At 69.6% G+C, this 22,051-nt stretch carries 14 protein-coding genes; 7 read left to right on the top strand and 7 right to left on the bottom strand.

The genetic code is table 11. The features are described 5' to 3' along the window. Positions 1–400: 400 nt before the first annotated feature. The gene (locus AB5I40_RS10205; protein ID WP_370938212.1) at positions 401–3,673 is read left to right on the top strand and encodes a GH92 family glycosyl hydrolase; all 3,273 of its coding nucleotides are present in this window, start codon (positions 401–403) and stop codon (positions 3,671–3,673) included. Positions 3,674–3,745: 72 nt separating this feature from the next. Here the strand turns inward: AB5I40_RS10205 and AB5I40_RS10210 are convergent, their stop codons facing one another. Next, positions 3,746–5,761, bottom strand: a complete 2,016-nt coding sequence (locus AB5I40_RS10210) for a glycosyltransferase (protein WP_370938213.1) — start codon at positions 5,759–5,761, stop codon at positions 3,746–3,748. Beyond that, positions 5,758–6,375, bottom strand: a complete 618-nt coding sequence (locus AB5I40_RS10215) for a DUF998 domain-containing protein (RefSeq protein WP_370938214.1) — start codon at positions 6,373–6,375, stop codon at positions 5,758–5,760. Before AB5I40_RS10215 ends, AB5I40_RS10210 begins: the two co-directional genes overlap by 4 nt. Positions 6,376–6,783: 408 nt before the next feature. Between AB5I40_RS10215 and AB5I40_RS10220 the strand changes: the two genes are divergently transcribed. Together AB5I40_RS10220 and AB5I40_RS10225 are read left to right on the top strand one after the other, a co-directional pair. Continuing rightward, positions 6,784–7,350 carry an OmpA family protein gene (locus tag AB5I40_RS10220; protein ID WP_370938215.1) on the top strand — a complete coding sequence of 189 codons (567 nt, stop codon included), beginning with the start codon at positions 6,784–6,786 and terminating at the stop codon, positions 7,348–7,350. Beyond that, positions 7,347–8,519 carry a polysaccharide pyruvyl transferase family protein gene (locus AB5I40_RS10225; RefSeq protein ID WP_370938216.1) on the top strand — a complete coding sequence of 391 codons (1,173 nt, stop codon included), beginning with the start codon at positions 7,347–7,349 and terminating at the stop codon, positions 8,517–8,519. The genes AB5I40_RS10220 and AB5I40_RS10225 overlap by 4 nt, the downstream gene beginning before the upstream one ends. Here the strand turns inward: AB5I40_RS10225 and AB5I40_RS10230 are convergent. Together AB5I40_RS10230 and AB5I40_RS10235 are read right to left on the bottom strand one after the other, a co-directional pair. Then, complete coding sequence (locus tag AB5I40_RS10230; protein ID WP_370938217.1) at positions 8,512–9,828, bottom strand: MFS transporter; 1,317 nt, start codon at positions 9,826–9,828, stop codon at positions 8,512–8,514. The two genes, AB5I40_RS10225 and AB5I40_RS10230, sit on opposite strands and share 8 nt — an antisense overlap. A 189-nt stretch (positions 9,829–10,017) precedes the next feature. Then, complete coding sequence (locus tag AB5I40_RS10235) at positions 10,018–10,758, bottom strand: IclR family transcriptional regulator (RefSeq protein WP_370938218.1); 741 nt, start codon at positions 10,756–10,758, stop codon at positions 10,018–10,020. Between the two features lie 117 nt (positions 10,759–10,875). Here AB5I40_RS10235 and AB5I40_RS10240 point away from each other — a divergent pair, with 117 nt between their 5' ends. Continuing rightward, positions 10,876–12,066 carry an acyl-CoA dehydrogenase family protein gene (locus AB5I40_RS10240; protein WP_370938219.1) on the top strand — a complete coding sequence of 397 codons (1,191 nt, stop codon included), beginning with the start codon at positions 10,876–10,878 and terminating at the stop codon, positions 12,064–12,066. Beyond that, the gene (locus tag AB5I40_RS10245; RefSeq protein WP_370938220.1) at positions 12,066–13,268 is read left to right on the top strand and encodes a CaiB/BaiF CoA transferase family protein; all 1,203 of its coding nucleotides are present in this window, start codon (positions 12,066–12,068) and stop codon (positions 13,266–13,268) included. Before AB5I40_RS10240 ends, AB5I40_RS10245 begins: the two co-directional genes overlap by 1 nt. Before the next feature lie 36 nt (positions 13,269–13,304). Here the strand turns inward: AB5I40_RS10245 and AB5I40_RS10250 are convergent, their stop codons facing one another. The 3 genes from AB5I40_RS10250 to AB5I40_RS10260 form a co-directional block, all read right to left on the bottom strand. Continuing rightward, positions 13,305–17,189: a Pls/PosA family non-ribosomal peptide synthetase gene (locus tag AB5I40_RS10250; protein WP_370938221.1), complete on the bottom strand. Its 3,885-nt coding sequence runs from the start codon at positions 17,187–17,189 to the stop codon at positions 13,305–13,307. 271 nt (positions 17,190–17,460) lie between these two features. Next, positions 17,461–18,894 carry an LCP family protein gene (locus AB5I40_RS10255; RefSeq protein ID WP_370938222.1) on the bottom strand — a complete coding sequence of 478 codons (1,434 nt, stop codon included), beginning with the start codon at positions 18,892–18,894 and terminating at the stop codon, positions 17,461–17,463. A gap of 236 nt (positions 18,895–19,130) precedes the next feature. Further along, complete coding sequence (locus AB5I40_RS10260; protein ID WP_370938223.1) at positions 19,131–20,468, bottom strand: MFS transporter; 1,338 nt, start codon at positions 20,466–20,468, stop codon at positions 19,131–19,133. Between the two features lie 97 nt (positions 20,469–20,565). Between AB5I40_RS10260 and AB5I40_RS10265 the strand changes: the two genes are divergently transcribed. Beyond that, a complete protein-coding gene (locus AB5I40_RS10265) occupies positions 20,566–21,051 on the top strand; it encodes a MarR family winged helix-turn-helix transcriptional regulator (RefSeq protein ID WP_370938224.1) in 486 nt (161 codons plus the stop codon). A gap of 61 nt (positions 21,052–21,112) precedes the next feature. Then, positions 21,113–22,033, top strand: a complete 921-nt coding sequence (locus AB5I40_RS10270) for a hydroxymethylglutaryl-CoA lyase (protein WP_370938226.1) — start codon at positions 21,113–21,115, stop codon at positions 22,031–22,033. Positions 22,034–22,051 lie beyond the last annotated feature (18 nt).

The following is a 22,051-nucleotide window of genomic DNA, read 5'->3' on the forward strand; positions in this document are numbered from 1 at the left end:
CTCACGCCCCACGCCTAAACAGGCACCGACGCACCCAAGGTTCGAGGCACCCAGCCCCTCCCCCGCACCCCGATACGAAGCCGCCCTGCGGTTCGGGGGTGCTTGTCAAGGCATCTTTCCCGCCTTGACAAGCACCCCCAGACCGTCAGCACACTCAAGCTTCGGGGTGCCCCACGCAACCAAGGTTTCGGAAGGGGAACCCTCACGAACCATCGCTGACCGGGAAGGCAACCACCGGAGGAGAAGCCAGCGAGGCTCCCCACACGAAACGCGGGCCCGGAAGCTGTCCCGTTGTCGCCCTTCTCAAACCCCCTCCAGGATGAAAAGCTGCTCACCAGCCGGTCGCCCCCGCACCGGCTCGCACGATGACAACGTTGTCAGCCCTGGAGGTAGCGCGCCCATGTGGTCGCAGAAGAGACGGGTAGCCGCGATCGCGGCAGCGAGCTTCGCAGTGGCCGGGCTGATGTCCAGCACAACCGGCAGCGCCACCGCAGCAACGACAGGAGCGGATCCGATCTCGCTGGTCAACCCGTTCGTCGGCACGCAGAACTTCGGCAACACCTTCCCCGGAGCCAGCGCGCCCTTCGGCATGGTCCAGGTCAGCCCCGACACCGGCGGCCAGGGCGGCTACGACTACCAGCAGAACTCGATCTACGGCTTCAGCCAGACCCACCTCTCCGGCGTCGGCTGCGGCGTGATGGGCGAACTGCCGGTCATGCCGACCACGGGAGCCGTCGACTCGGTCGACAAGAACTCCTATAAATCCGAGTACAGCCACGACGACGAGAAGGCCGAACCCGGCTACTACCGCGTCGGGCTGAAGAAGTACGGCGTCAACGCCGAGCTCACCGCCACCCCGCGCACCGGCTGGCAGCGCTACACCTTCCCGTCCACCGGCCAGGCCAACGTGCTTTTCAACACCGGCCAGGCGAACCAGTCCGTGAAGGATTCCGAGATCCACGTCGTCGGCGACCGGACCCTCGAGGGTCGCGTGCGCGCGGGCGGCTTCTGCGCCGGGCACGACGAGCACACCGTCTACTTCACCGCGACCTTCGACCGCCCGTTCGCCTCCTACGGCACCTGGCGCGGCACCACCCGCACCGCGGGCAGCCGCGACGCCGCGGGCACGGGCGGGAACGGCGCGTGGGTCAGCTTCGACGCGGCCACTGACCACGATGTCGTCCTCAAGGTGGGGCTCTCTTACACCGGTCTCGCCGGCGCGCGGGACAATCTCGCGAAAGAAACCAGCGACAGTTACGACTTCGACGCCACCCGCACCGCGTTGCGCAAGCAGTGGGCGGACCGGCTCGGCGCGATCAAGATCAGCGGCGGCACTACCGAACGTCAGACGGCGTTCTACACCTCGCTTTACCACGCGCAGCTGCACCCGAACCTGGCTGGCGACATCAGCGGCGACTACGCCGGTTTCGACGGCAAGGTCCACCGCGCCAACGGTTACACGCCGTATCAGAACTTCTCCCTTTGGGATACTTATCGCCCGCAGAACCAGCTCCTCGAGATGCTGGAACCGCAGGTCGCCCGGGATGTCGCGCTGTCCGTGCTGTCGATCGGCCGCGACGGCGGCTGGCTGCCGAGATGGGCGCTGGCGGGCAGTGAAACGAACATCATGACCGGCGACCCCGTCACGCCGTTCCTCGTCGAGGCCTGGTCGAAGGGCTTGCTGGCCGGGCACGAGGAGGAGGCGTACGGGCTGCTCAAGAAGAACGCTACGAGCACGCCGCCCGCCGATTCGCCGTACAACGGCCGTTCCGGCGTGAATTACTACAACGACCGCGGCTATATCCCAAGCGGCCTCACCCTCGGCAAGGATTGCGCGGCCAAAGGCGGCGACAACGACTGCGAGCATCCGACCTCGGCGTCCATGGAGTACTCCGCCGCCGACGCCGCGCTCGCGTTGATGGCCAAGGGTTTGGGCCACCAGTCCGACGCGCGCACGTTCGCCGACCGGGGCCAGTGGTACCGCAACGTCTGGAACGCCGCCGACAAGCAGTTCCGGCCACGCACCACCGACGGCACCTGGCTCACGCCGTACAACCCGGTCGACGCCGACCACCAGTTCCACGAGGGCGGCGCCTACCAGTACCAGTGGCTCGTCCCGCAGGATCCGGCCGGGCTCACCTCGCTGATGGGCGGCAAGCAGGCGACCGAAAAGCGGCTCGACTCCTTCTTCGCCTACGACAACCTGCTCAAGGACCCGGCGGGCACCGCGCGCAAGGACTGGATCGCCAGCCCGTACGACTACTACGCCAAGGCCACCTACAACCCCAACAACGAACCCGACCTGCTCTCCCCCTACATGTACAACTGGGTCGGCGCGCCGGCGAAGACCGCGACCGTCGTCCGCGCGGCGATGACGTTGTTCACCACCGGCCCGGACGGCATGACCGGCAACGACGACCTCGGCACGATGTCCGCCTGGTACGTCTTCTCCTCGCTCGGCCTGTACCCGACGATGAGCGGCGCGAACTTCCTCGCCGTGTCCAGTCCGCAGTTCGAATCGGCGACTGTCCAGATCGGACAGTACGAGGGCAAGCAAGGCGGGACGCTCACCGTCACCGCGCCCAGCGCGAGCGACGCGAACCGTTACGTGCAAAGCGTTTCGCTCAACGGCCGGGACGTCCGGCAGACCTGGCTCGACTGGTCCGCCGTCGCGCACGGCGGCCAGCTCGCCTACCAAGTCGGTGCGAATCCGTCGAACTGGGGCACGCAGCCGGGCACGGAACCGCCGTCGGTGAACAAGGCGACCGGCGATCTTCGTCGACATGTTGATGCGACGTTGCGGCCGAGTTCCGTTGTGCTGCCGCAGCAATCCTCGGCGCAGACTGTCCACTTTAACCTGGACGTCCTCGGTCAGAACCCTGGAGCGCAACCGGTCTTCGTGACGTCGACGGCACCGTCCGGCTGGAAGGTGCAGACCGAACCGCTGCAGCTGCTGTGGTCCTTCCAGTTGCCGACGCAGAAGACCGCGCCGGTCACGGTGACCATTCCGACGAACACGCCAGTCGGCACGTATTCGGTGCAGCTCAAGGCAGCCGGGCCAGGTGCGAACACCATAACGCGCACCGCGAGCATCGAGGTCCGAGAACCGACAGTGTGCGCGACGACGTCCGGAACCCAGTGCGCGGTCGACCTCAGCCACGACCGCAACCACGACGGGACTGCGACCGTCGCTGCGTCCACCGAGGGCAACTTCGACGGCAGCGGCTGGAGTTACGACGCCGACCTGATGCCGCCAGCGGGCACATTCGTCCACAATGGAGTCACCTACGCAGCGCCCGATCCCACCGGCACCGCGGCGAACTTCGTGGAAGCACGCGGGCAATCGCTGCTGCTGCCCGCCGGAAAGCATCAGGCGGTCCAGGTGATCGGCTCGTCGCACAACGGCCCGGTCTCCACCTCGCTGACCGTGCACTACAACGACGGATCCAGCGCGGATCTCCCGGTGACGTTCGGCGACTGGGCCGGGTCGACGCCGTCCGGCACGACTGTCGTGCTCGACATGCCGCACCGGATCAAGGCGGGCAGCGGTGTCGACGGCCCGCCGGTGCGGCTGTTCGGCATCTCCTCCACAGTGGACGGCGCCAAGACCGTCCAGTCGGTGAGCCTGCCGAACGATCCACGGGTCCAGCTCTACGCGATCACTCTCGCGTAGAGTCCGGCCGGGTTCGCCGGATCCCTCCCCTTCGTCCGGCGAACCCGGCCATCCCCAGTTCCCCCGAGAGGCTCAGGCGGCCGCGGGCACCGCCGCGACCCGGCCCATCGCCTCGGCGTAGCAGGCCTCGAAAGAGTCCAAAGAGGACTCCAGCGCGTGCCCGGCGATCAACTTGCCGCTCGCCGCCCCCATCCGCGCCAGCGTCGCCGGGTCGGCGATCACCGCGTGCAGCCGCTCGGCCAGGTCCCCCACGTTGCCCGGCTCGAAAAGCCAGCCGTTGTATCCCGGACGGCACAGGTGCGGCAACGCCATCGCGTCCGCGACCACCACCGGTTTCCCGGCCGCCATCGCCTCCATCGTCGCGAGGCTCTGCAATTCGGCGATCCCTGGCATGCAGAAGAGATCCGCCGCCGCGTACGCGTCCAGCAAGTCTTCTTCGGACACAAACCCGCGGAACCGCACCCGGTCGGCGATCCCGAGCTCGCTCGCCAGCTTTTCCCAGTCCGCCCGGCACGAACCGTCGCCGACGATCTCCGCCCGCAGTCCAGGCAGCAGCGCGACCGCGCGCAACAGCTGGTCGACGCGCTTCTCCTCGTCAAGCCGTCCGACGAACAACACCGTCGGATCGCCGGACGTCCGCGAAACCTTGCGCAACCGGTAGCGGTCGATGTCGATGCCGCACGAAACCGGGATCGCCCGCTCCGGGAAACCGTTGTCGTGCAACAGTTCCACCGCACGCGGCGTCGGCGCCGTCACCACGCGGGCCGACGAGAACACTCGCGTCAGATCCCGCCAAGCCCACCGCGCAGCCGCGCCGCGCAGCCACATCGGCACCCGCACATGACCGAACAGGTTCTCCGGCATGAAGTGGTTCGTCGCCACCGCCGGAATGCCCATCGCGGCGGCGTGCTTCAGGACGTACCTGCCGACCACGAAATGCGCCTGGACGTGCACGAGGTCGGGCTGCAGCTCCTCCAGCAGTGCAGCGACGTCCTTGCTCACTTCCCAGGGCAGGCCGATCCGGAAGGTCCGGTGGAACGGGGTGCGATGCGACCGGACCCGGTGCACCACGACGTCGCCGTCTCTTTCGGTGCTCGCCGGGCCGTTCGGGTCGACGCTGATCACGTGGACCTCGTGCCCCCGGCCGGCGAGCCCGGCGGACAGCCGGTACGCGAACTGCGCCGCGCCGTTGACGTCCGGCGGATAGGTTTCGGCGGCGACCACGATGCGCAAAGCCCGGTCGTCGTTCACAGGGTGCTCCGATCTGGTGGAATGGACAGGAGAAGAGCTGCTGCGGCTCAGCACCGCGACGCCGCCGACCGCCAGGACCGCCGCGGTCAGCGCGACCGCGGTCGCCGTGGCGTCGAGGTGGGTGGCTTCGCCGAGCACTCCGGCGCCGAGACCCACCGCGACCAGCGGATCCACGACGGTCAGGCACGCGACGGCGAGGTGCGGCGGACCGCATCGGTAGGACAGCTGCACGAGCCAGCCGCCGGCCAGCAGCGCCGTCACCATCGCGGCGACCGACACAGCGGTGCTGAAGTCGACCGTGCCCTCTTGCACTTCGAGGGAAACCGCTCGCATCAACACCGAAACGAAGCCGTAGGCAGCGCCGCCGGCCGCGCCGAAACACAGCCCGCGGATCGACGGACGCGAAGAAATCGCGCCGACCAAAGTCAGCAGCGCCACGCCCCCCAGCACCAGCAGTGCCGCGCGCGTTTGCGCGTCGGCACCGACCGCGGTGCTCGTAGTGCTGCCAGCGGCGACGGTGACGAACGTCCCGACGCCGAGCATGGTGACCGCGACCGCGGGCAAATCCCGCCGTCGTCGGTCGAGAATCGCAGTAATCGCAACGGCAATCACCCCGACCGGCTGCACGACGGTCAGCGGGGCCATCCCGAGTGCGACCGCGTGCACGCCCGCCCCCGAACCGAGCAGGGCGAGCCCGCCGAGCCAGCGCGGCGCCCGGATCAGCTCCCCGATCCGCGGCCGGCCGGACAATCCGGTGACCACGCCGTGCTGCAGAAGCGCACCGGTGGAAAAGAAAACCGCGCCGAGCACGGCGAGTGCGATGGCGAGGATCGTCATGCGGCCACCTCGGATCGGGCCATCGCGGTGACGGCGAAAAGTTGTGCGTAGAGCAGGGCGTACAGCACGCGTTCGAACAACCCGAGGAACTCAGGCACGGACTGCTCCAGCAATGGCGCGTGGGCCAGCAGAAAGGCGAGCGAAGCGGTACCGGACGCCAGGGAAAGCCAGCGCACCGCCTTCGCTTCCGGCCGCCGGCGCGCCAGCAACCATCCCGCCAGCGGCAGGCACACGAACATCGTCGCGCCCGCATACCGGTGCACCGCACCGGAAAACGACGTTTCGACGCCGTTCGGATCGGTCGGGAAGAACGTCGCGATGACCAATCCGGCCGCCCACAACGCGATCAGCACCGATTCCCAGCTGCGCTTCGGCAACCCCTGCCTCAGCAGCGCGTGCCGGACCGCCAGCGACGCGCCGGCCAGCCCGAGCGAAGCCGCCGCCAGCAGCACCGCACCGCCGGGCGGGAAGACGTAGTCGCTGATCACGTCGCGGACCGGGTCGATCGTGCCCGCCACCACGTGCAACAGGAGGATCGGCACCAGCGAAAAAGCCAAGGCCGCGGCGGCGATGACCGGCGCCGTCGCCCTGGCCTTCCGCGTTATGAGGGTCACAGCAATCAGCATGCTGGCGGCTCTGACGGCTCGGCATCGGGGAACACCCTGAGATGCACCCCTGGAATCCGTAGCGGGTCCCCGGGGCTTTCCGTGCCGGAGCGGACCGGACGCGCGCCTCCGGTTCGCCGTCGGCAAGGCTGGGCGAAATGCCTCACGGCGAGCTGAATAGGACGTTATACACCAGCCGGAACACCGGCATTTCAGACTGTCCTTTGTGGACTGACCGGGTCCCTCACCCGGGTGGATGTCGACCTTGCCGGGTGAGGCCGCTGTGCGCCGCCCCCGCCCTGCTGACAGCGCGAAACCGCGTGGTGGCTCGGTGCGGTCGCCGGGCGGGCTGCGGTTGCCGCCGAATGGGTGGCGTGTTCAGATCCCGGCGAACCCAGCCGAAGGAGCGCAATTCCCATGCAGAGGGCACTCGTCAAGGCGGTCGTCGGGGCCGCAGCCGTCATCGCGCTGGTCAGCGCGTGCGGGTCGGGCGGATCGAACGACTCGTCCGGATCCGGTGCGTCCGGGCAGAACACCGCGCAGTCCAGCGGAGCCGCACAGCCCAGCGGAGCCGCCCAGTCCGGCGAGAACGGGCAGAACGGCGCCTCCGGCCAGAACGGAGCCCCCGGGCAGAACGGCGGCCCGGCCGCGCAGGCGGTCACCGCGGCGATCCAGCAGGCCTCGCAGGCCTCGCCGATCAAGTTCGAGCCGGAGAAGGCGGAACTGACCAGCCAGGCCAAGGAAGGCCTCGCCGCGATCGCGAAAGCCATGCAGGGCAATGATGTCAAGCTGAAGGTCGAGACCCACGCCGGTTACCCGGACGCGGAAAAGGCGAAGAAGCTTTCCGAAGAGCGCGCGCAGGCGATTTCGACCGCGCTCGAGGGCGACGGCGTCGCCAAGGACCGCGTGCAGGCCGAGCCGAGCGGCAGCGAAAAGGCCCAGGGCGAACAGGCGTTGGACACGCAGCTTACTGTCGCTTCGTGACCCGAGCCCCGTCCCCCCGCCGGCATTACCTGGTCGGGCCGAGCGGTTATCCGAACTTCGGCGACGAACTGATCGCCGCTGCCTGGATCCGCCGCTTGGCCCGCACCGAACCGGACGCCGAAGTCTGGCTCGACACGCATTCGCCGGGACCGGCCCAGCATTTGTTCGGCGACCTGCATCCGCGGTTGCGCTGCACAGACACGTTGTGGCGGCTCTGCGGCGAAGCGCCGTCGGACGATCCGTGGGAAGTCGCGTCCTGGGTACAAGCCGCGGTGCACGATCCCGGTCGTGCACCGCGCTGGGACGCGGGGATCGAACTGCTCGGCCGGCTCGACGTCGTGCATCTGATCGGCGGCGGCTATATCAACGCGCTGTGGCCCCGGCACCTGGGACTGGTCGCCGGGGCCGCTGCCGCGGCACAGCGTTCTCATGCTCGCTCCGCGATGACCGGACAGGGCTTCGTCCCGTTTTCTCCGGGCGCGGCCGGTTTGTTGCGAGCGCTCGCCGAGCGGTTCGACGTCGTCGACGTCCGCGACGATCCGTCCGCCGAACTCCTGCACGGGGTCGCGGGCGTCGAGCGGACTTGCGACGACGTCTTTCTCGACCCGCATCCGCCGACGACGCCGACCTCGCGGGAGTTCGTCCTGTGCGTGCAGTCGGACATCGGCGCCGAGCGGCCGTCCGTGCTCGCGGCGCAGGTGCTCGACCTGGTGCGCGCGTGGCGGCTGCCGCCGGGCGAACTCGCTGTGGTGGAAGGGATTCCTCGCGTCGACCGCGAGGTTTTCGCGTTGCTGGAACACGAACTTCCCGGCGCGGAGTTCCACCCGTTCCGCGACGTGTGGCACCGCGGCCTTCCGCTCGCCGCGGGCCAGACGTGGATCTCCAGCCGTTTCCACCTCCACCTGGTCGCCGCCGCGGCAGGCGCGACCGGCGTGGCGATCGACGTTTCGCCGGAGTACTACACCACGAAACACCGGAGCCTGATCGACCTCGGTTCCGGCTGGACGCTCACGCCCGCCGGTGCCGAGAAGCCGCCGGAACGTCCTTCCGGCACTGGGTTTCCGGCGCACGTGCTGCACCACTGCGCGAACCTGAAACGCTCGGTCGCCGAAGCCGTCTATGGTCCGGAACTGCCCAAAACCCGCACCCGGTGGCCACGGCTCAGTTGAGCGCGCCACGGCTCTGATCGGCCAGCGCCCCGAGCCCGATGCACAACGCGCCCGCCACGAACAGCAGCGAAACACCCCAGGTCGCGTGCGTCGCGGACGCTTCCACAATCGCCAGCGCGGCCAGCGGCGCGAGCCCGCCGGACACCGCTCCCCCGACCTCGCGGCCGGTGCCGAGACCGGTCGAGCGGACCTCGGCCGGGAACTGCTTGGCCAGGAACGCGCCCTGCGCCGACAGCATCGCCGGGACCACGATGCCGGTCGCCAGCACGAGGCCGAGCCAGATGAACCAGCTCGTGCCGGTGTCGAGCAGCCAGAAGAACGGGAACGCCAGCAATCCCGTCGCCACCGCGCCGGCGACCACGACCTTTTTCGCGCCGATCCGGTCGCTGATCCATCCGGCGATCGGCACCGTGACGATCGCCATCCCGCTCGCGATGCTGATCCCCAGTGCGCCGATATTCGCTGGTACACCACGGAAATTCGTCAGATAGGCGAGCGAGAAAGTCTTGAACACGTAGCTGACGCCGTTGTAGCCGATGGTGATCACCATGACCACCGTCAGCGCGCGCCAGTCGCTGCGGAACAGCTTGACCAGCGGCCGGTTCGCCCAGCCGCGCGGCCGGTTTCGCTTGGTGCGCACCAGGTTCTCGAACGCCGGCGTCTCCGGCACCCGGCGGCGCACCCACAGCCCGACGCCGACGAGCAGGAAGCTGGCCAGGAACGGGATCCGCCAGCCGAACCCGTGCAGGAATTCTTTGTCCAAAGTGGTCAGTCCGGCGACGGCGAGCGAGGAAACCAGCAACCCGACGTTCACGCCCAGCGCGGGCCACGAACCTTGCCGCCCGCGTTTACGCGGGTCAGCGTGCTCGTACGCGACCGCGATCGCGCCGCCGAATTCCGCGCCGGCGCCCAGTCCTTGCAACAGCCGCAGCACGACGAGCAGCACCGGCGCGAGAAGTCCGGCGCTCGCGTAACTGGGCAACAATCCGATCCCTGCCGAGGAAACGCCCATCAGCACGAAGGTCCAGGACAGCACCTTCTTGCGGCCGATGCGGTCGCCGAGCGCGCCGAAGACAATGCCGCCGATCGGCCGGGCCAGGAACCCGACGGCGAAGGTCGCGACCGAGGCCATCGTCGCCGCGGCGTCGTTGCCGGGCGGGAAGAAGACGTGGCCGAACACCAGCGCGGCCATCGACGCGTAGAGGTAGAAATCGAACCATTCGAGCGCGGAGCCGACGACCACCGCCACCCCGACTCCGCGCGGGGCTTTCCGGGTCGTTCCGACGCTGTCGTCCACAATACTGGGCATGGTCCTGCTCTCCGGAACTGGGGCACAGGCGAGCGGAAGCCAGCCGGCGCGCGCCGTTGCGTGCGTATTTGGGAACGCTTGATGCGTATATCCGGATGCTAAGAGACCGCGAACACACCGGTCAAGGGGCAAGGCCGGGTCTCGTGCGTGTTGATCACGGTTCTCACCGCGATAGGCACGGACGAGCAATCAGCCCTGGCGCGCGGCTTCCCAGCGCTTCACGACCGCCGCCGTGATGTCGCCCAGCGCGTCGCCGATCTCGGGCAGTCGTTCGGAAATCCGCGTGGTCGGGCCCGCGACCGCGATGGCCGCGACGACCTCTCCGTCGACCAGGATCGGGCGCGCGGCCGCGCTCACGTCGGGCAGCGTTTCGCCGCGGTTGAGCGCGACGCCCTTGGCGCGGACGGTGTCGAGTTCGTCCATCGCCGCCCGCACCCGCTCGGCGTCCGGGAGCACCGACTTCAGGTACGCCTCGCGCCGGCGCGCCGACCAGTACGCGAGGAAGATCTTGCCCGCGCTCGGCGGGTACAGCGGCCGTCGCGTGCGCAACGGCGCGGAGTAGCGGATCGGCTGCTCGGACTCGACCGCGTCCACGTAGATCAGCGAATCCCCGACCGCGGCGCCGAGCATCACCGTCTCGCCGAAGCGGCGGCGCAGCTCCTCCAGCGCGGGCCGGGCCGCGGTCGCGATGCCGGGCAGGCCGCCGGTGAGCAGGTTCCCCAGCGCGGGGCCGAGCTGATAGGCGCCGTCGGCCTCGATCAGGTAGCCGGTCGACACCAGCCCTTTGACCAGGCCGAACACCGAGGATTTCGGCGCGTCGAGAGCCACCGACAGCTCGTGCAGCCGCATCCCGGGCTGCCGCGCGACGCACTCCAGGATGCTCGTGACGCGCCCGACCGTCCGGTGGGCCTTGGCGGTCGACTCGGTCATGACGGACTCCCCTGCGTTCGTACATACGAACCCTATCGCGACAGCCACCCTGGCAGCGCTTGACCCGAAGCGCGCGTCGCCTTACGTTGGACGTATATCCGAACCCAGCGTTCTTATATGCGCATGATGGAGAGCGGCACTGTGGACTTCCAGCTGACCCAAGACCAGGAGGACATCCGGCGCGCCGTGCGCGAGCTGGCCGCCCGGTTCCCCGACGAGTACTGGGCGGAACGCGACGAACGCGCCGAGTTCCCGAGCGAGTTCTACGACGCGTTCGCCTCCGCGGGCTGGCTCGGCATGGCGATCCCGGAGCAGTACGGCGGCGGCGGGCTCGGCATCCTCGAAGCCGCGCTGCTGCTGGAAGAAGTGGCCGCGTCCGGGGCAGGGATGAACGGGTGCAGCACGATGCACCTGACGATCTTCGGGCTCAACACGATCGTCAAGCACGGCAGCGAGGAAATGCGCCAGGAGATCCTGCCCGGCGCGGTCGACGGTTCGCTGCACGTCTGCTTCGGCGTGACCGAGCCGGACGCGGGCACCGACACCACGCGCATCTCCACGTTTGCCCGCCGTGACGGCGATTCCTACGTCGTGAACGGCCGGAAGGTCTGGATCACCAAGGCGGGCCAGTCGCAGAAGATGGTGCTGATCGCCCGCACCACGCCGCGCGACGAGGTGGAGAAGCCGACCGACGGCATGTCCCTGTTCGTCGTGGACATCGACTCCGACGCGGTGCAGCTGCGCGCGATCCCCAAGCTCGGCCGCAACGCGGTGTCGTCCTACGAAGTGCTGATCGACGGCCTGCGAGTGCCGGAATCGGCGCGCGTCGGCGAAGAGGGCAAGGGCTTCCGGTACCTGCTCGACGGCCTCAACCCGGAACGCATCCTGCTCGCCCACGAAGCGCTCGGCATCGGCCGCGCGGCGTTGCGGCGCGCGGTCCGGTACGCCGGGGAGCGACACGTGTTCGGCCGTCCGATCGGGCAGAACCAGGGGCTGGCGTTCCCGCTGGCGGAGGCCGCGACCCGGCTCGACGCGGCGGAACTGATGGCGCGCAACGCCGCTTGGCGCTACGACAACGGCCTGCCGGCCGGCAAGGAGGCGAACATGGCGAAGTGGCTGTGCGCGGACGCCGGGTTCCAGGCCGCCGACCAGGCGATCCAGACCCACGGCGGGATGGGGTACGCGCGGGAGTACCACGTGGAGCGCTACTTCCGGGAGGCGCGGCTGCTGCGGCTCGCGCCGATCAGCCAGGAAATGGTGCTGAACTACGTGTCGCAGCACGTGCTCGGGCTGCCGAGGTCGTACTGATGGGCGCGCTCGACGGGCTGCGGGTGCTGGACCTGTCGCGGGTGCTGGCCGGGCCGTACTGCACGCAGATGCTGGCCGACCACGGGGCCGAGGTGATCAAGGTCGAATCGCCCGCCGGGGACGAGACGCGCGGCTGGGGTCCGCCGTTTCTCTCCGAAGGCACCAGCGCCTATTACGCGAACCTCAACCGGGGCAAGAAGAACATCGTCCTCGATCTGTCCGGTTCGGACGGTCGTTCGTTGCTAGGCACCCTGATCGCGGGCGCGGACGTCGTGGTGGAGAACTTCAAGGCGGGCACGCTCGCGCGGTGGGGCTGGCCGGACGAAACGATCCGGGCGGAGTATCCGGCGCTGATCCATTGCCGCATCACGGGTTTCGGCGCCGACGGGCCGCTCGGCGGACTGCCCGGGTACGACGCGGTGCTGCAGGCGTACGGCGGGTTGATGAGCGTGAACGGCGAGGCCGACGGGCCGCCGTTGCGGATCGGGGTGCCTGTTGTCGACGTGGTGACCGGGGTGCTCGGGTTCTCCGGGATCCTGCTGGCGCTGCACGAGCGGGAACGGTCCGGGCTTGGGCAACTGGTGGATTGTTCTTTGCTGGACACGGTGATCAGCTTGCTGCATCCGCATTCCGCGGCGTGGCTCGCGGACGGTGCGGTGCCGCGGCGGACTGGTTCGGCGCATCCGTCGATCGCGCCGTACGAGACCTTCTCGACGGCGGACGGGCCTTTCTTTGTCGGAGCGGGGAATAACCGGCAGTTCGCGGCGCTGGTCGACGTGCTCGGTGCGCCTGGACTGGCGTCTGATCCGCGGTTTGCTTCGAATGCCGATCGGGTCAGCAATGTGGGTGCGTTGCGTGATGAACTGCGTGTCTTGATTGGACAGTACAAACGGGACGCCTTGGCCGAGTTGTTGCTGGCGAAGGGAGTTCCGGCTTCTCCGGTGCACGATATCGCGGAGGCGATGAACGCTCCGCAGGTGCGGCACCGGGAAATGGTGGTCGAGCGGGACGGGTATCGCGGGGTCGGGGTGCCGGTGAAGCTCGGCCGGACGCCTGGGTGCGCCGCCGAATCGCCTCGGCCGCCAGGGGCGGATACCCGGGAAGTGCTGGCGGCGGCGGGGTTGCCTGCCGAGGAGGTGGAGGGGGCGTTGGCGAAGGGGGCGGCGTATACCGGGCTTTCGCAGGTGGCTCGTGAGTGCTGATCACGGTTCTGACCGGGATCAACACTCACGACACCCTCACCGCCAGGGACGGACCGGCGTGCCGCGCCACCGGGTGCGCGGCGGAACGGTCTCCCCCGCCATCACCAGCGAACCCGAACCGACCGTCGCGCCGTCGGAAACCCCGCTGCCCGGCAGCTGGAACGCGCGCGGGCCGAGTGTCGCGCCGGGGCCGAGGCGGACTGGGTCCAAGCGCATGACCCGGTCGTGGAACAGGTGCGTTTGCAGCACGCAGCCGCGGTTCACCACCGCACCGTCGCCGAGGTGGATGAGGTCCGTTTCCGGCAGCCAGTAGCTCTCGCACCAGACGCCGCGGCCGATGCGGGCGCCGAGGGTCCGCAGCCACCAGTTCAGCACCGGCGTGCCGAGGAACGAACCGGCGAACCACGGCACCGCGAGCGTCTCGACGAACGTGTCGTACAGCTCGTTCCGCCACACGAACGCGCTCCACAACGGATGCCGTCCCGGGCGGAATCGGCCGACCAGCGTCCATTTCATCAACGTCGTCAGCAGCGCGGCGAAGAGACCGGCCGCGACGAACACCGCGGGGGCGATGGCGGCGGCGACCCAGAAGCCGCCCGCGATGTCCACTCCGGCCAGCACCGTCGACACGGCGAGTCCGAGCAGGCCCGCGATCAGCAGCGGCGCGATCCGGCAGGACTCGACCAGCGCGCGGGCCAGCTTCAACCGGCGCGGCGGTGCGAAAGTGCGGGCAGGATCGACCGCGTCCGCAGTGCGCCGCAGCTCCAACGCGGGCCGACCGAGCCAGGACGTGCCGTCGGGAACCTCTGCCGGGGTGTCGGACAGGACGCCGACGAGCGAGCCTGAGCCGAGCGTCCGGTCCGGGCCGACGACTGCGGAGTTGCCGACGAACGCGCGCTCCCCGACCTCGGAAACGCCCAGCCGGACCCAGCCGCGGTCGAGTTCGTACGGTGCGGCGAGGACGTCGTCGGCGAGGAAAGCGCCGTCCCGCACCCGAAGCAGCGACGGCAGACTGAGCACAGTGGACAGTTCGACGCCACGGCCGATCCGCGCGCCCAGCAGCCGCATCCAGACCGGAGTCGCCAGCGCGGCGTACAGCGGGAACAGCTGCCGCCGGGCGATTTCCAGCAGTTCGTGCACGAACCAGGCCGCCCAGCCCGCGCGGCTCAGCACCGGATAGGTTCCCGGCCGCACGGCCAGGCTGGCCAGCCGCACCAGCAGGACGATCGTCAAGGCGTACAAGACGATTCCGGCGAACACGAGCAGCGGCGTCCACGGCAGGATCGCGAGCGCGGCGGTGCGCGGGTCGTCCGCCGCCGGGATGAGCAGCAGCGCGACCACGATCAGCGGAATCGCGGTGACGAACATGAACAGCGACCGCAACGTGCCGCCCAACGCGAACGCCAGCGAGTACCGCTTCGCGCGCGGTGCCGCCACGGTCGGTCGCGGCGGACGTTCCCCGGACGGTCCGGCCGGGGAACCGCCCCAGACCGCGCCGTCCGGCACGCGGGTGTCGAGCGTCGAGCCCGGCAACAGCACCGATCCGGCACCGAGATCCGTACCCGGCAGCAGCGTGCTGCGGCCGCCGACCCGGGCACCGGCACCGACTCGGACGCGGCCGATCCGCAGCACCGAACCGTCCAGCCACCACCCGGCCAGATCCGCTTCGGGCTCGACGGCGCATCCGTCGCCGAAGTCGGCGAGACCGCCCACTGGCGGCGGAGAGTGCAGATCGACGCCCCGGCCGACGCGGTTGCCGAGCAGCCGGGCATAAGGCGCGGCGAGTGGCGTCCCGGCGACTCCTGGCGGACCGACCACGGCAGCGAACCGTTCGGCGGTCCACAGTCGCATGTGGACGATGCCGCCGCGCCGGTACTCCCCCGGCGCGAGCTTTCCGCGCAGCAACCGCACGCCGCCCGCGGCCAGCAGCATCCGGCCTGGCGGGCTCAGCAGCACGAGCCACGCCGGGATGAGGATCCACCACGACATCCGCGGCAGCCACTGCAACGGCAGCACCAAAGCGACGAGCGAGCCGAGCAGCGAAACCGAAAGCAGCCACCGCATTCCGGACAAGGCCAGCAGAACCAGTTGGACCCCGGCCTGCCACCAGCCACTGCCCCGAACGGCGGGGACCTGCGGCTCTTCCGCCGCGACAGTTTCGACCGGCTCTCCGGCGAGACGTTCGTACAGCTCGCGCGGCGTCGGGCAGGAGTACACATCGGACACTGCCGCCGTCGGATACCGTTCGCGCAGCACGGAAACGAGCCGCGCGGCCGTCACGCTCGAGCCGCCGAGGTCGAAGAAGTCGTCGTCCGGCCCGGCCGTGGTCCCGAGGTGTTCGCTCCACACCTGCAACAGCCACGCCAGCTTCGGATCGGACGGCACCACGGGCGCGGCGGTCGACTCCTCCAGCGGCCACGGCAGCGCGTCGCGGTCGAGCTTGCCCGACGCGCGCACCGGCAGATCCGGCACCAACGCCAGCCGTGGTACCAAAGCCGCTGGAAGCCGGTCCCGCAGAAGACTGCGCGCGGCAGTGCGATCGAGGCTCTCGCCTTCCGGCACCACGTAACCGACGAGCACCTGCGCGCCGCTGTCCGTGCGCCGCACCACGGTCGCCGCCGTGGCGACGCCCGGCAAGGCACGCAGCGCGGCGTCGATCTCGCCCAGTTCGACGCGCCGTCCGCCGATCTTGACCTGACCGTCCGCGCGGCCGACGAACTCCAAGCCCTCCGGCACCGCGCGCACCAGGTCCCCGCTGCGGTACGCGCGACTCCAGCCGAGCCCCGGGAGCGGCACGAACTTCTGCGCGTCCTTGGCCGCGTCGAGGTACCGGGCGAGGCCGACGCCGCCGATCACCAGCTCGCCGCTGCGGCCCCACGGCACCGGGATGCCCGCCGGGTCCTCCGGGTCGACGACCGCGAGTTCCCAGCCGTCGAGCGGCAGCCCGATCCGCACCGGTTCGCCCGCGCGCAGCCGCTGCGCACACGCGACAACGGTGGTTTCCGTTGGGCCGTAGGTGTTCCAGATCTCCCGGTTGCCGTCGTCGAAGCGCGTCACGACCTCCGGCGGGCACGCTTCGCCGCCGAGGATGAGCAGCCGGACGCCGGCCAGAGTGTCCACTGGCCACAGTGCGGCGAGCGTCGGGACCGTCGACACGACCGTCACGCCGCGCTCGACCAGCCACGGGCCGAGGTCCGCTCCCGCGCGGACGAGCGAGCGCGGGGCCGGGACCAGGCATGCGCCGTGCCGCCACGCAAGCCACATTTCCTCGCACGACGCGTCAAACGCGACACTCAGCCCGGCCAGCACGCGGTCGCCCGGACCGAGCGGCCGTGCCCGGCAGAACATCCGGCCTTCAGCGTCCACAAAGGCCGCGGCCGCGCGATGCGTGACCGCGACGCCCTTCGGTTTGCCGGTGGAGCCGGAGGTGAAGATGATCCAGGCGTCGTCCTGCGGCTGCGGACGGACTCGCGGCCACCGCGGTCCGCGCGAGGAGGGCAATCCCGCGTCGCTCAGGACCAGGCTCACCTGGGCTTCGGTCCACACTGTCTCGGCGCGGTCGGCCGGATCGTCGGCGTCGACCGGAACGTAGGCCGCGCCGGTGGCGAGAACGGCGAGAATGCTGCGGTACAGCGCCGCCGTGCCGGAGGTCATCCGGATGCCGACCCGGTCGCCCGGCATGACCCCAGCCGTCCGGAGTCGTCCGGCGAGTTCTTCGACCTGCGCGGCGAAATCGCGGTACGTCGCCCGCGTGGAGCCGTCGTCCAGCGCGAGCGCGTCCGGGTGCCGGCGCACTGTTTCGGCGAAAATGTCGTAAAGCGTGCGCGCGGCAGGCGTCGGACCCGCCCGGAAAACCGCCGTCGCCTCTTCGGCGAGCCTCTCGGGCGCGACCGTGCGCACCCGATCCGCGTCCAGCGTCACAGGAAAACCTCTTTCCGGAAGAACAGGACTCACGAAACCGGCTGGTCGCCACTCAACAATGGGCGGCGTGAGGCCGGGTTGAAGCAGCAGCGCCGTTATCCGGCGCTGAAATCGGAGCAAGATCAGATTTCGGGCAATCCCCCTGCCGCGGCTGTGCGGCTCGTCACCCGATCCCGGACATTAGCGGGCACATCACCGCCGCTGTCACTCGGGAGAGTTAATTTCGGAATTCGTTCTCACCGGGTTCACAGGATCGTTGTGCTTCTCCCGTTCACCGCACGCACGGCACCCCGCCTCCGGACAATTCGTCGGCGGGCGTAACCGGGGAGACCGGCACCGGGTCCACCTCGTCGGCCTTTTCCCGGAAATCGGTGCCGAGCACCAGTTTCAACTCCCCCGCGGCCAGCGCGCCGTCGTAGCCCACGCCGTACCCGCCGCCGAGCGCGGCCACGAGTTTCGCCGCCGAAGCGGAATCCCCGCGCCCGTAGCGGACCACGGTGCGGTGCGTGTGCCGCGCGCTGGACGAGCGCCCGGCGCGGTATCCCCGCGACGGGAGCGTCTTCAGCACCCGGGCGGCCGCGCCCTCACGGCCGCTCGCGTTCACCACGTCGACGGCGGGCCCGGCCGTCGCGGCAGGCGGCGGCGGGACCGTCCGGCCGAGCAACCGAGCGGCGGCGGCGCGGATTTTCACCGGATCGACAATGTTGACGTCTTCGCCCCGTGCGTCTTTTTCGAACCTTTCGACCGGAAGCGACGCCAGTGTAAGATCCCCGCCGGCGAACGTTTCCGCCTGCCGGGCCAGCGCATTCAAGTCGAGCCCGGAATCGATCGCGATGTTCTGTTTCGCGACCGAAACCAGCTGTCCGAGTTTCACCGGATCACCGAACACCCGGCCTTCTTTCAGCTGATGCGCCAGCGAAACGAGAAACGCTTGCTGCCGCCGTTCCCGGTCCAGGTCGGTGAACTCGTGCCGCTGATCGTGGCCCTGCCGCACGAACGCGAGGGCCTGCGCCGCGGAAATCCGCTGCTGCCCGGCCGGGAAATCCGCTCCGGAATAACTGTCGCGCGTGCTGTCGGCCAAACACACCGTGATCGGCTGCACGACCTGGGCGAGCTGGAAGAACGCGACAAGGGTGACTTCGACGAAATGGTCCACCGCGACTCCGCCGAGGAACTGGCGCACCGTCGCGACTTCTGCCGCGCGGCCGGCGTCCCGGGACCTCTGCTCGCGAGCCGCCTTCTCGGTGACGCCTTGCGCGGCAAGACGTTTGGACTCCGCGGCGAACGCGTACCCGTAAGCCTCCTTGATCTTGCCCTTGCACACCCCGTCCGGGCAGCCGGAGAGATCGGTGTAGTCGTCGCGCGGGATCGAGATGACCGTCGGATGCCCGCCGTCGGCCGGGACGTGCAGCAGCATCAGGACGTCGGTGTTGTAGCCGCCGACGTTCTGGTCCCCCGCGTGCAATTGTTCGTACAACTCGGCGGGCAGCGGTTCGCCCCGTTCGTCGAGCCGCGAATCGAGACCCATGACGAGGATGTTCGTGTCCCCGCCCGGCCGGGCCTGCCCGTCGAGCGCGGTGGACGTGGTGACCCCGGACAGCAGCGCGCGCAGTTCGGCCCACCCGTAGGCGGCCCCGCCCAGCAGCATGGCGACGAGTGCGACCACGCCGATCCGCTCGGCCCAGTGCCCGTTCGCGCGCTCCATCGCTCACCGCTCCTCCCTCCGGCGGCACCCGGTCTACTCCGGGTTTCCTGTGAGAGCGATGAGAAAGAAGGCCGGTCGGGCAATCCGCCGAGGTCAAACGGGCGACCCGGTGCCGAACAGCACACTTTGGAGGGTCAGCGCCGGCTCCGGCACAGGACGCCGGAAGTACGTGAGGGGAACCCTCACGGAATCTGATTCCCTGAGGGTTCCCCTCACGTACTTCTGCGGGAGCGGGGTCAGCGGCGCCGTTCGCGAAGATCGCCCGGCCGGACGCCGACGAGCAGCACCACGACGGCGAGCAGGACGATGCCCGCGCTGATCTGCAGCCCCAGCGACAGGCTCCCGGTCGCGGATTCGATGAACCCGAGCAGCGACGGCGAAGCGGCGGCGGCGAACGAACCCATCGACGTCACCACCGCGATCCCGGTGGCCGCCGCCCGGTCGTTCAGGTAGATCGACGGGATCGAATAGAACACCGTCAGCCCGGAGTAGTGCGCGGCCGCCATGATCGCGAGCAACAGGATGATCACCATGACGTTGCCGCCGGACACCGAGATCGCCAGCATCGCGAACGCCGCCACGATCCAGCTCGTCGCCGCGTGCCAGCGCCGCTCCAGGGTGCGGTCGGAGTGCCTGCCGACCAGCAGCATCACCACGATGCCGAGCAGCGGCGGGATCGCCGAGAAGAAGCCGAGGTTCAGGACGTTGCCGACGCCGGCGTTGGCGATGATCCGCGGCGTCCAGTACGAGACGGCGTTCGCCAGCGTGTACGCGCCGCACGCGCAGAGCCCGAGAATCCAGACCTTCGGGTCGCGCAGGGCGAGCAGCAGGCCGCTGTGTTTCTCCGTCGCCGGGCCTTTGTCGCGGCGGTCCGCTTCGAGGTCGGCGCGCACGGCCGCCTTCTGTTCCGGGGTGAGCCACTTCGCCTGCTCCGGACCGTCGGTGACGAAGAGCAGCACGAGCCCGGCCAGCAGGATCGGCGGGATCCCCTCGATCAGGAACAGCCACTGCCAGTCCGCGAGCCCGCCGACGCCGCCGAGCGAGTGCATGATCCAGCCGGACATCACCGAGCCGAGCGCGCCGGACACCGGGATGCCGATGAAGAACACGGCCGTCATCCGCGTCCGCCGCGACGACGGGAACCACAGCGACAGCAGATACAGCGCGCCGGGGAAGAACCCGGCTTCGGCGACGCCGAGCAGGAAGCGCGCGGCGTAGAACATGATCTCGTTGTGCACGAACAGGGTCACCACGGTCATCACGCCCCAGGTGGCCATGATCCGCGCGAGCGTCTTGCGCGCGCCGATGCGGGCGAGCAGCGCGTTGCTCGGGACTTCGAAGAGGATGAAGCCGACGAAGAACAGCGTGACGCCGAGCCCGTACACCGCCGGGCCGAAGCCGAGGTCCCGTTTGAGGCCCTGCTGCGCGATCCCGATGTTCGTGCGGTCGATGTAGCTGACGACGTAACACAGCACCAGCAGCGGCATGACGCGCCGGGCGATCGTGCGGTAGGTCGCTTTGCGGTCGACAGCGGCGGTTGCCGGAGCGCCGGTGACAGCGGATGGTTCGGCCACGGCTGAGACTCCTTCGTCCGGATCGGGCGAGTGGCAGTCTCCGCATCGAGTGTTGAGTTTGTCAACACCCATCGGGTAACGGCTACGATGTCCGGCCATGGCCGAACGCGCAGACGGACACGACCTGGTCCCCATCGCCGGACTGCTGTCCTACCGGCTCTCGCGCACGTCGTCGGCGATGTCGCGCAGCGCCGCGGTGCGCTACCGGCGGGACTTCGACGTGAGCCTCGGCGAATGGCGCGCGATCGCGCTCATCGCGGCCGACCCGACGCTCACGCTCAACCGGCTCGCCCGCCGCGCCGGACTCGACAAAGCGCAGATGAGCCGCGTGGTCAGCAGGCTGACCGACCGAGGACTGGTGAACCGCACGGCCGGGTCCGGGCGCACGTCGCAGCTGGCGCTGACCGCCGAGGGCACCCGGGTGTACCGCGGCCTGATCACCGCCGCCAACGAGCGCGACGCGGACTTCCTCGCCGTGCTCACCGGCGAAGAGGCCCGGGTGCTGGACCGCGCGCTCGACAAACTGGCCGAGCACGCGCTGGCCGTCGAGGAGAGTGAGCGGGCTCACCCGGCCGCCGAGTAGTGTTGACTTTATCAACACCCTCGCGTACTCCTGGAACCACCGACGAGGAGGTGGGCCCAGGATGTCCGACGCCGTCACGATCTGCGAGTGTTTCGCCCGCGACGGGCTGCAGCACGAGCCGGAGCCCGTGCCGACCGCGACGAAGATCGCGCTGCTGAACTCCTTCGCGCGCACCGGTTTCCGCCGGATCGAGGCGACCAGCTACAGCCATCCCGCGCGGGTGCCCGGGTTCTCCGACGCCTCCGAGGTGCTCGCCGGGATCGACCGGAGCCCGGGCGTCGCGTTCAAGGCGACCTGCCCGAACCCGCGTGCTGTCGAACGCGCGCTCGCCGACCTCGAAGCCGGGCACGGCGCCGAGGAACTGAGCCTGCTGGTGTCGGCCACCGAGGCGCACACCGAACGGAACCTGCGCACCACGCGCGCCGGGCAGTGGGAGCGCGTGGCCGAGATGGTCAAGCTCGCCGACGGACGGTTTCGCCTGGTCGGAGTGGTTTCGGTGGCGTTCGGCTGTCCGTTCGAGGGCAAGGTAGACCCGGGCCGGGTGGCCGAGGACGTCGCGCGGTTCGCCGACCTCGGCGCGAGCCTGGTGACCCTCGGCGACACCACCGGCGTCGCGACCCCGGGCTCGGTGCGCGCGCTGTACACCCGGCTGGCGCGGGAAAACCCGGAGCTGCCGCTGGTCGCGCATCTGCACAACACGCGCGGGACCGGGATCGCGAACGCCGTCGCCGCGTTGGAAGCCGGGTGCCGGCATTTCGATTCCGCGATGGGCGGCGTCGGCGGGCATCCGGCGAAGATCGGCTACGGGGCCGGGCTCACCGGCAATATGTGCACAGAGGACTTGGCCAGTCTGTTCGCCGCGATGGGCGTCGACACCGGCCTCGATCTCGACCAGCTCGCCGCGGCGTCCGCGGCCTGCGAAGAAGCGCTCGGCCGACCGCTGTACAGCATGGTCGCCCGCGCCGGCTTCGCGTCTGTCTGACTTTTCTTTGGGGAGAAA

The sequence above is a fragment of the Amycolatopsis sp. cg13 genome, assembly GCF_041346965.1.
Classification (GTDB): domain Bacteria; phylum Actinomycetota; class Actinomycetes; order Mycobacteriales; family Pseudonocardiaceae; genus Amycolatopsis.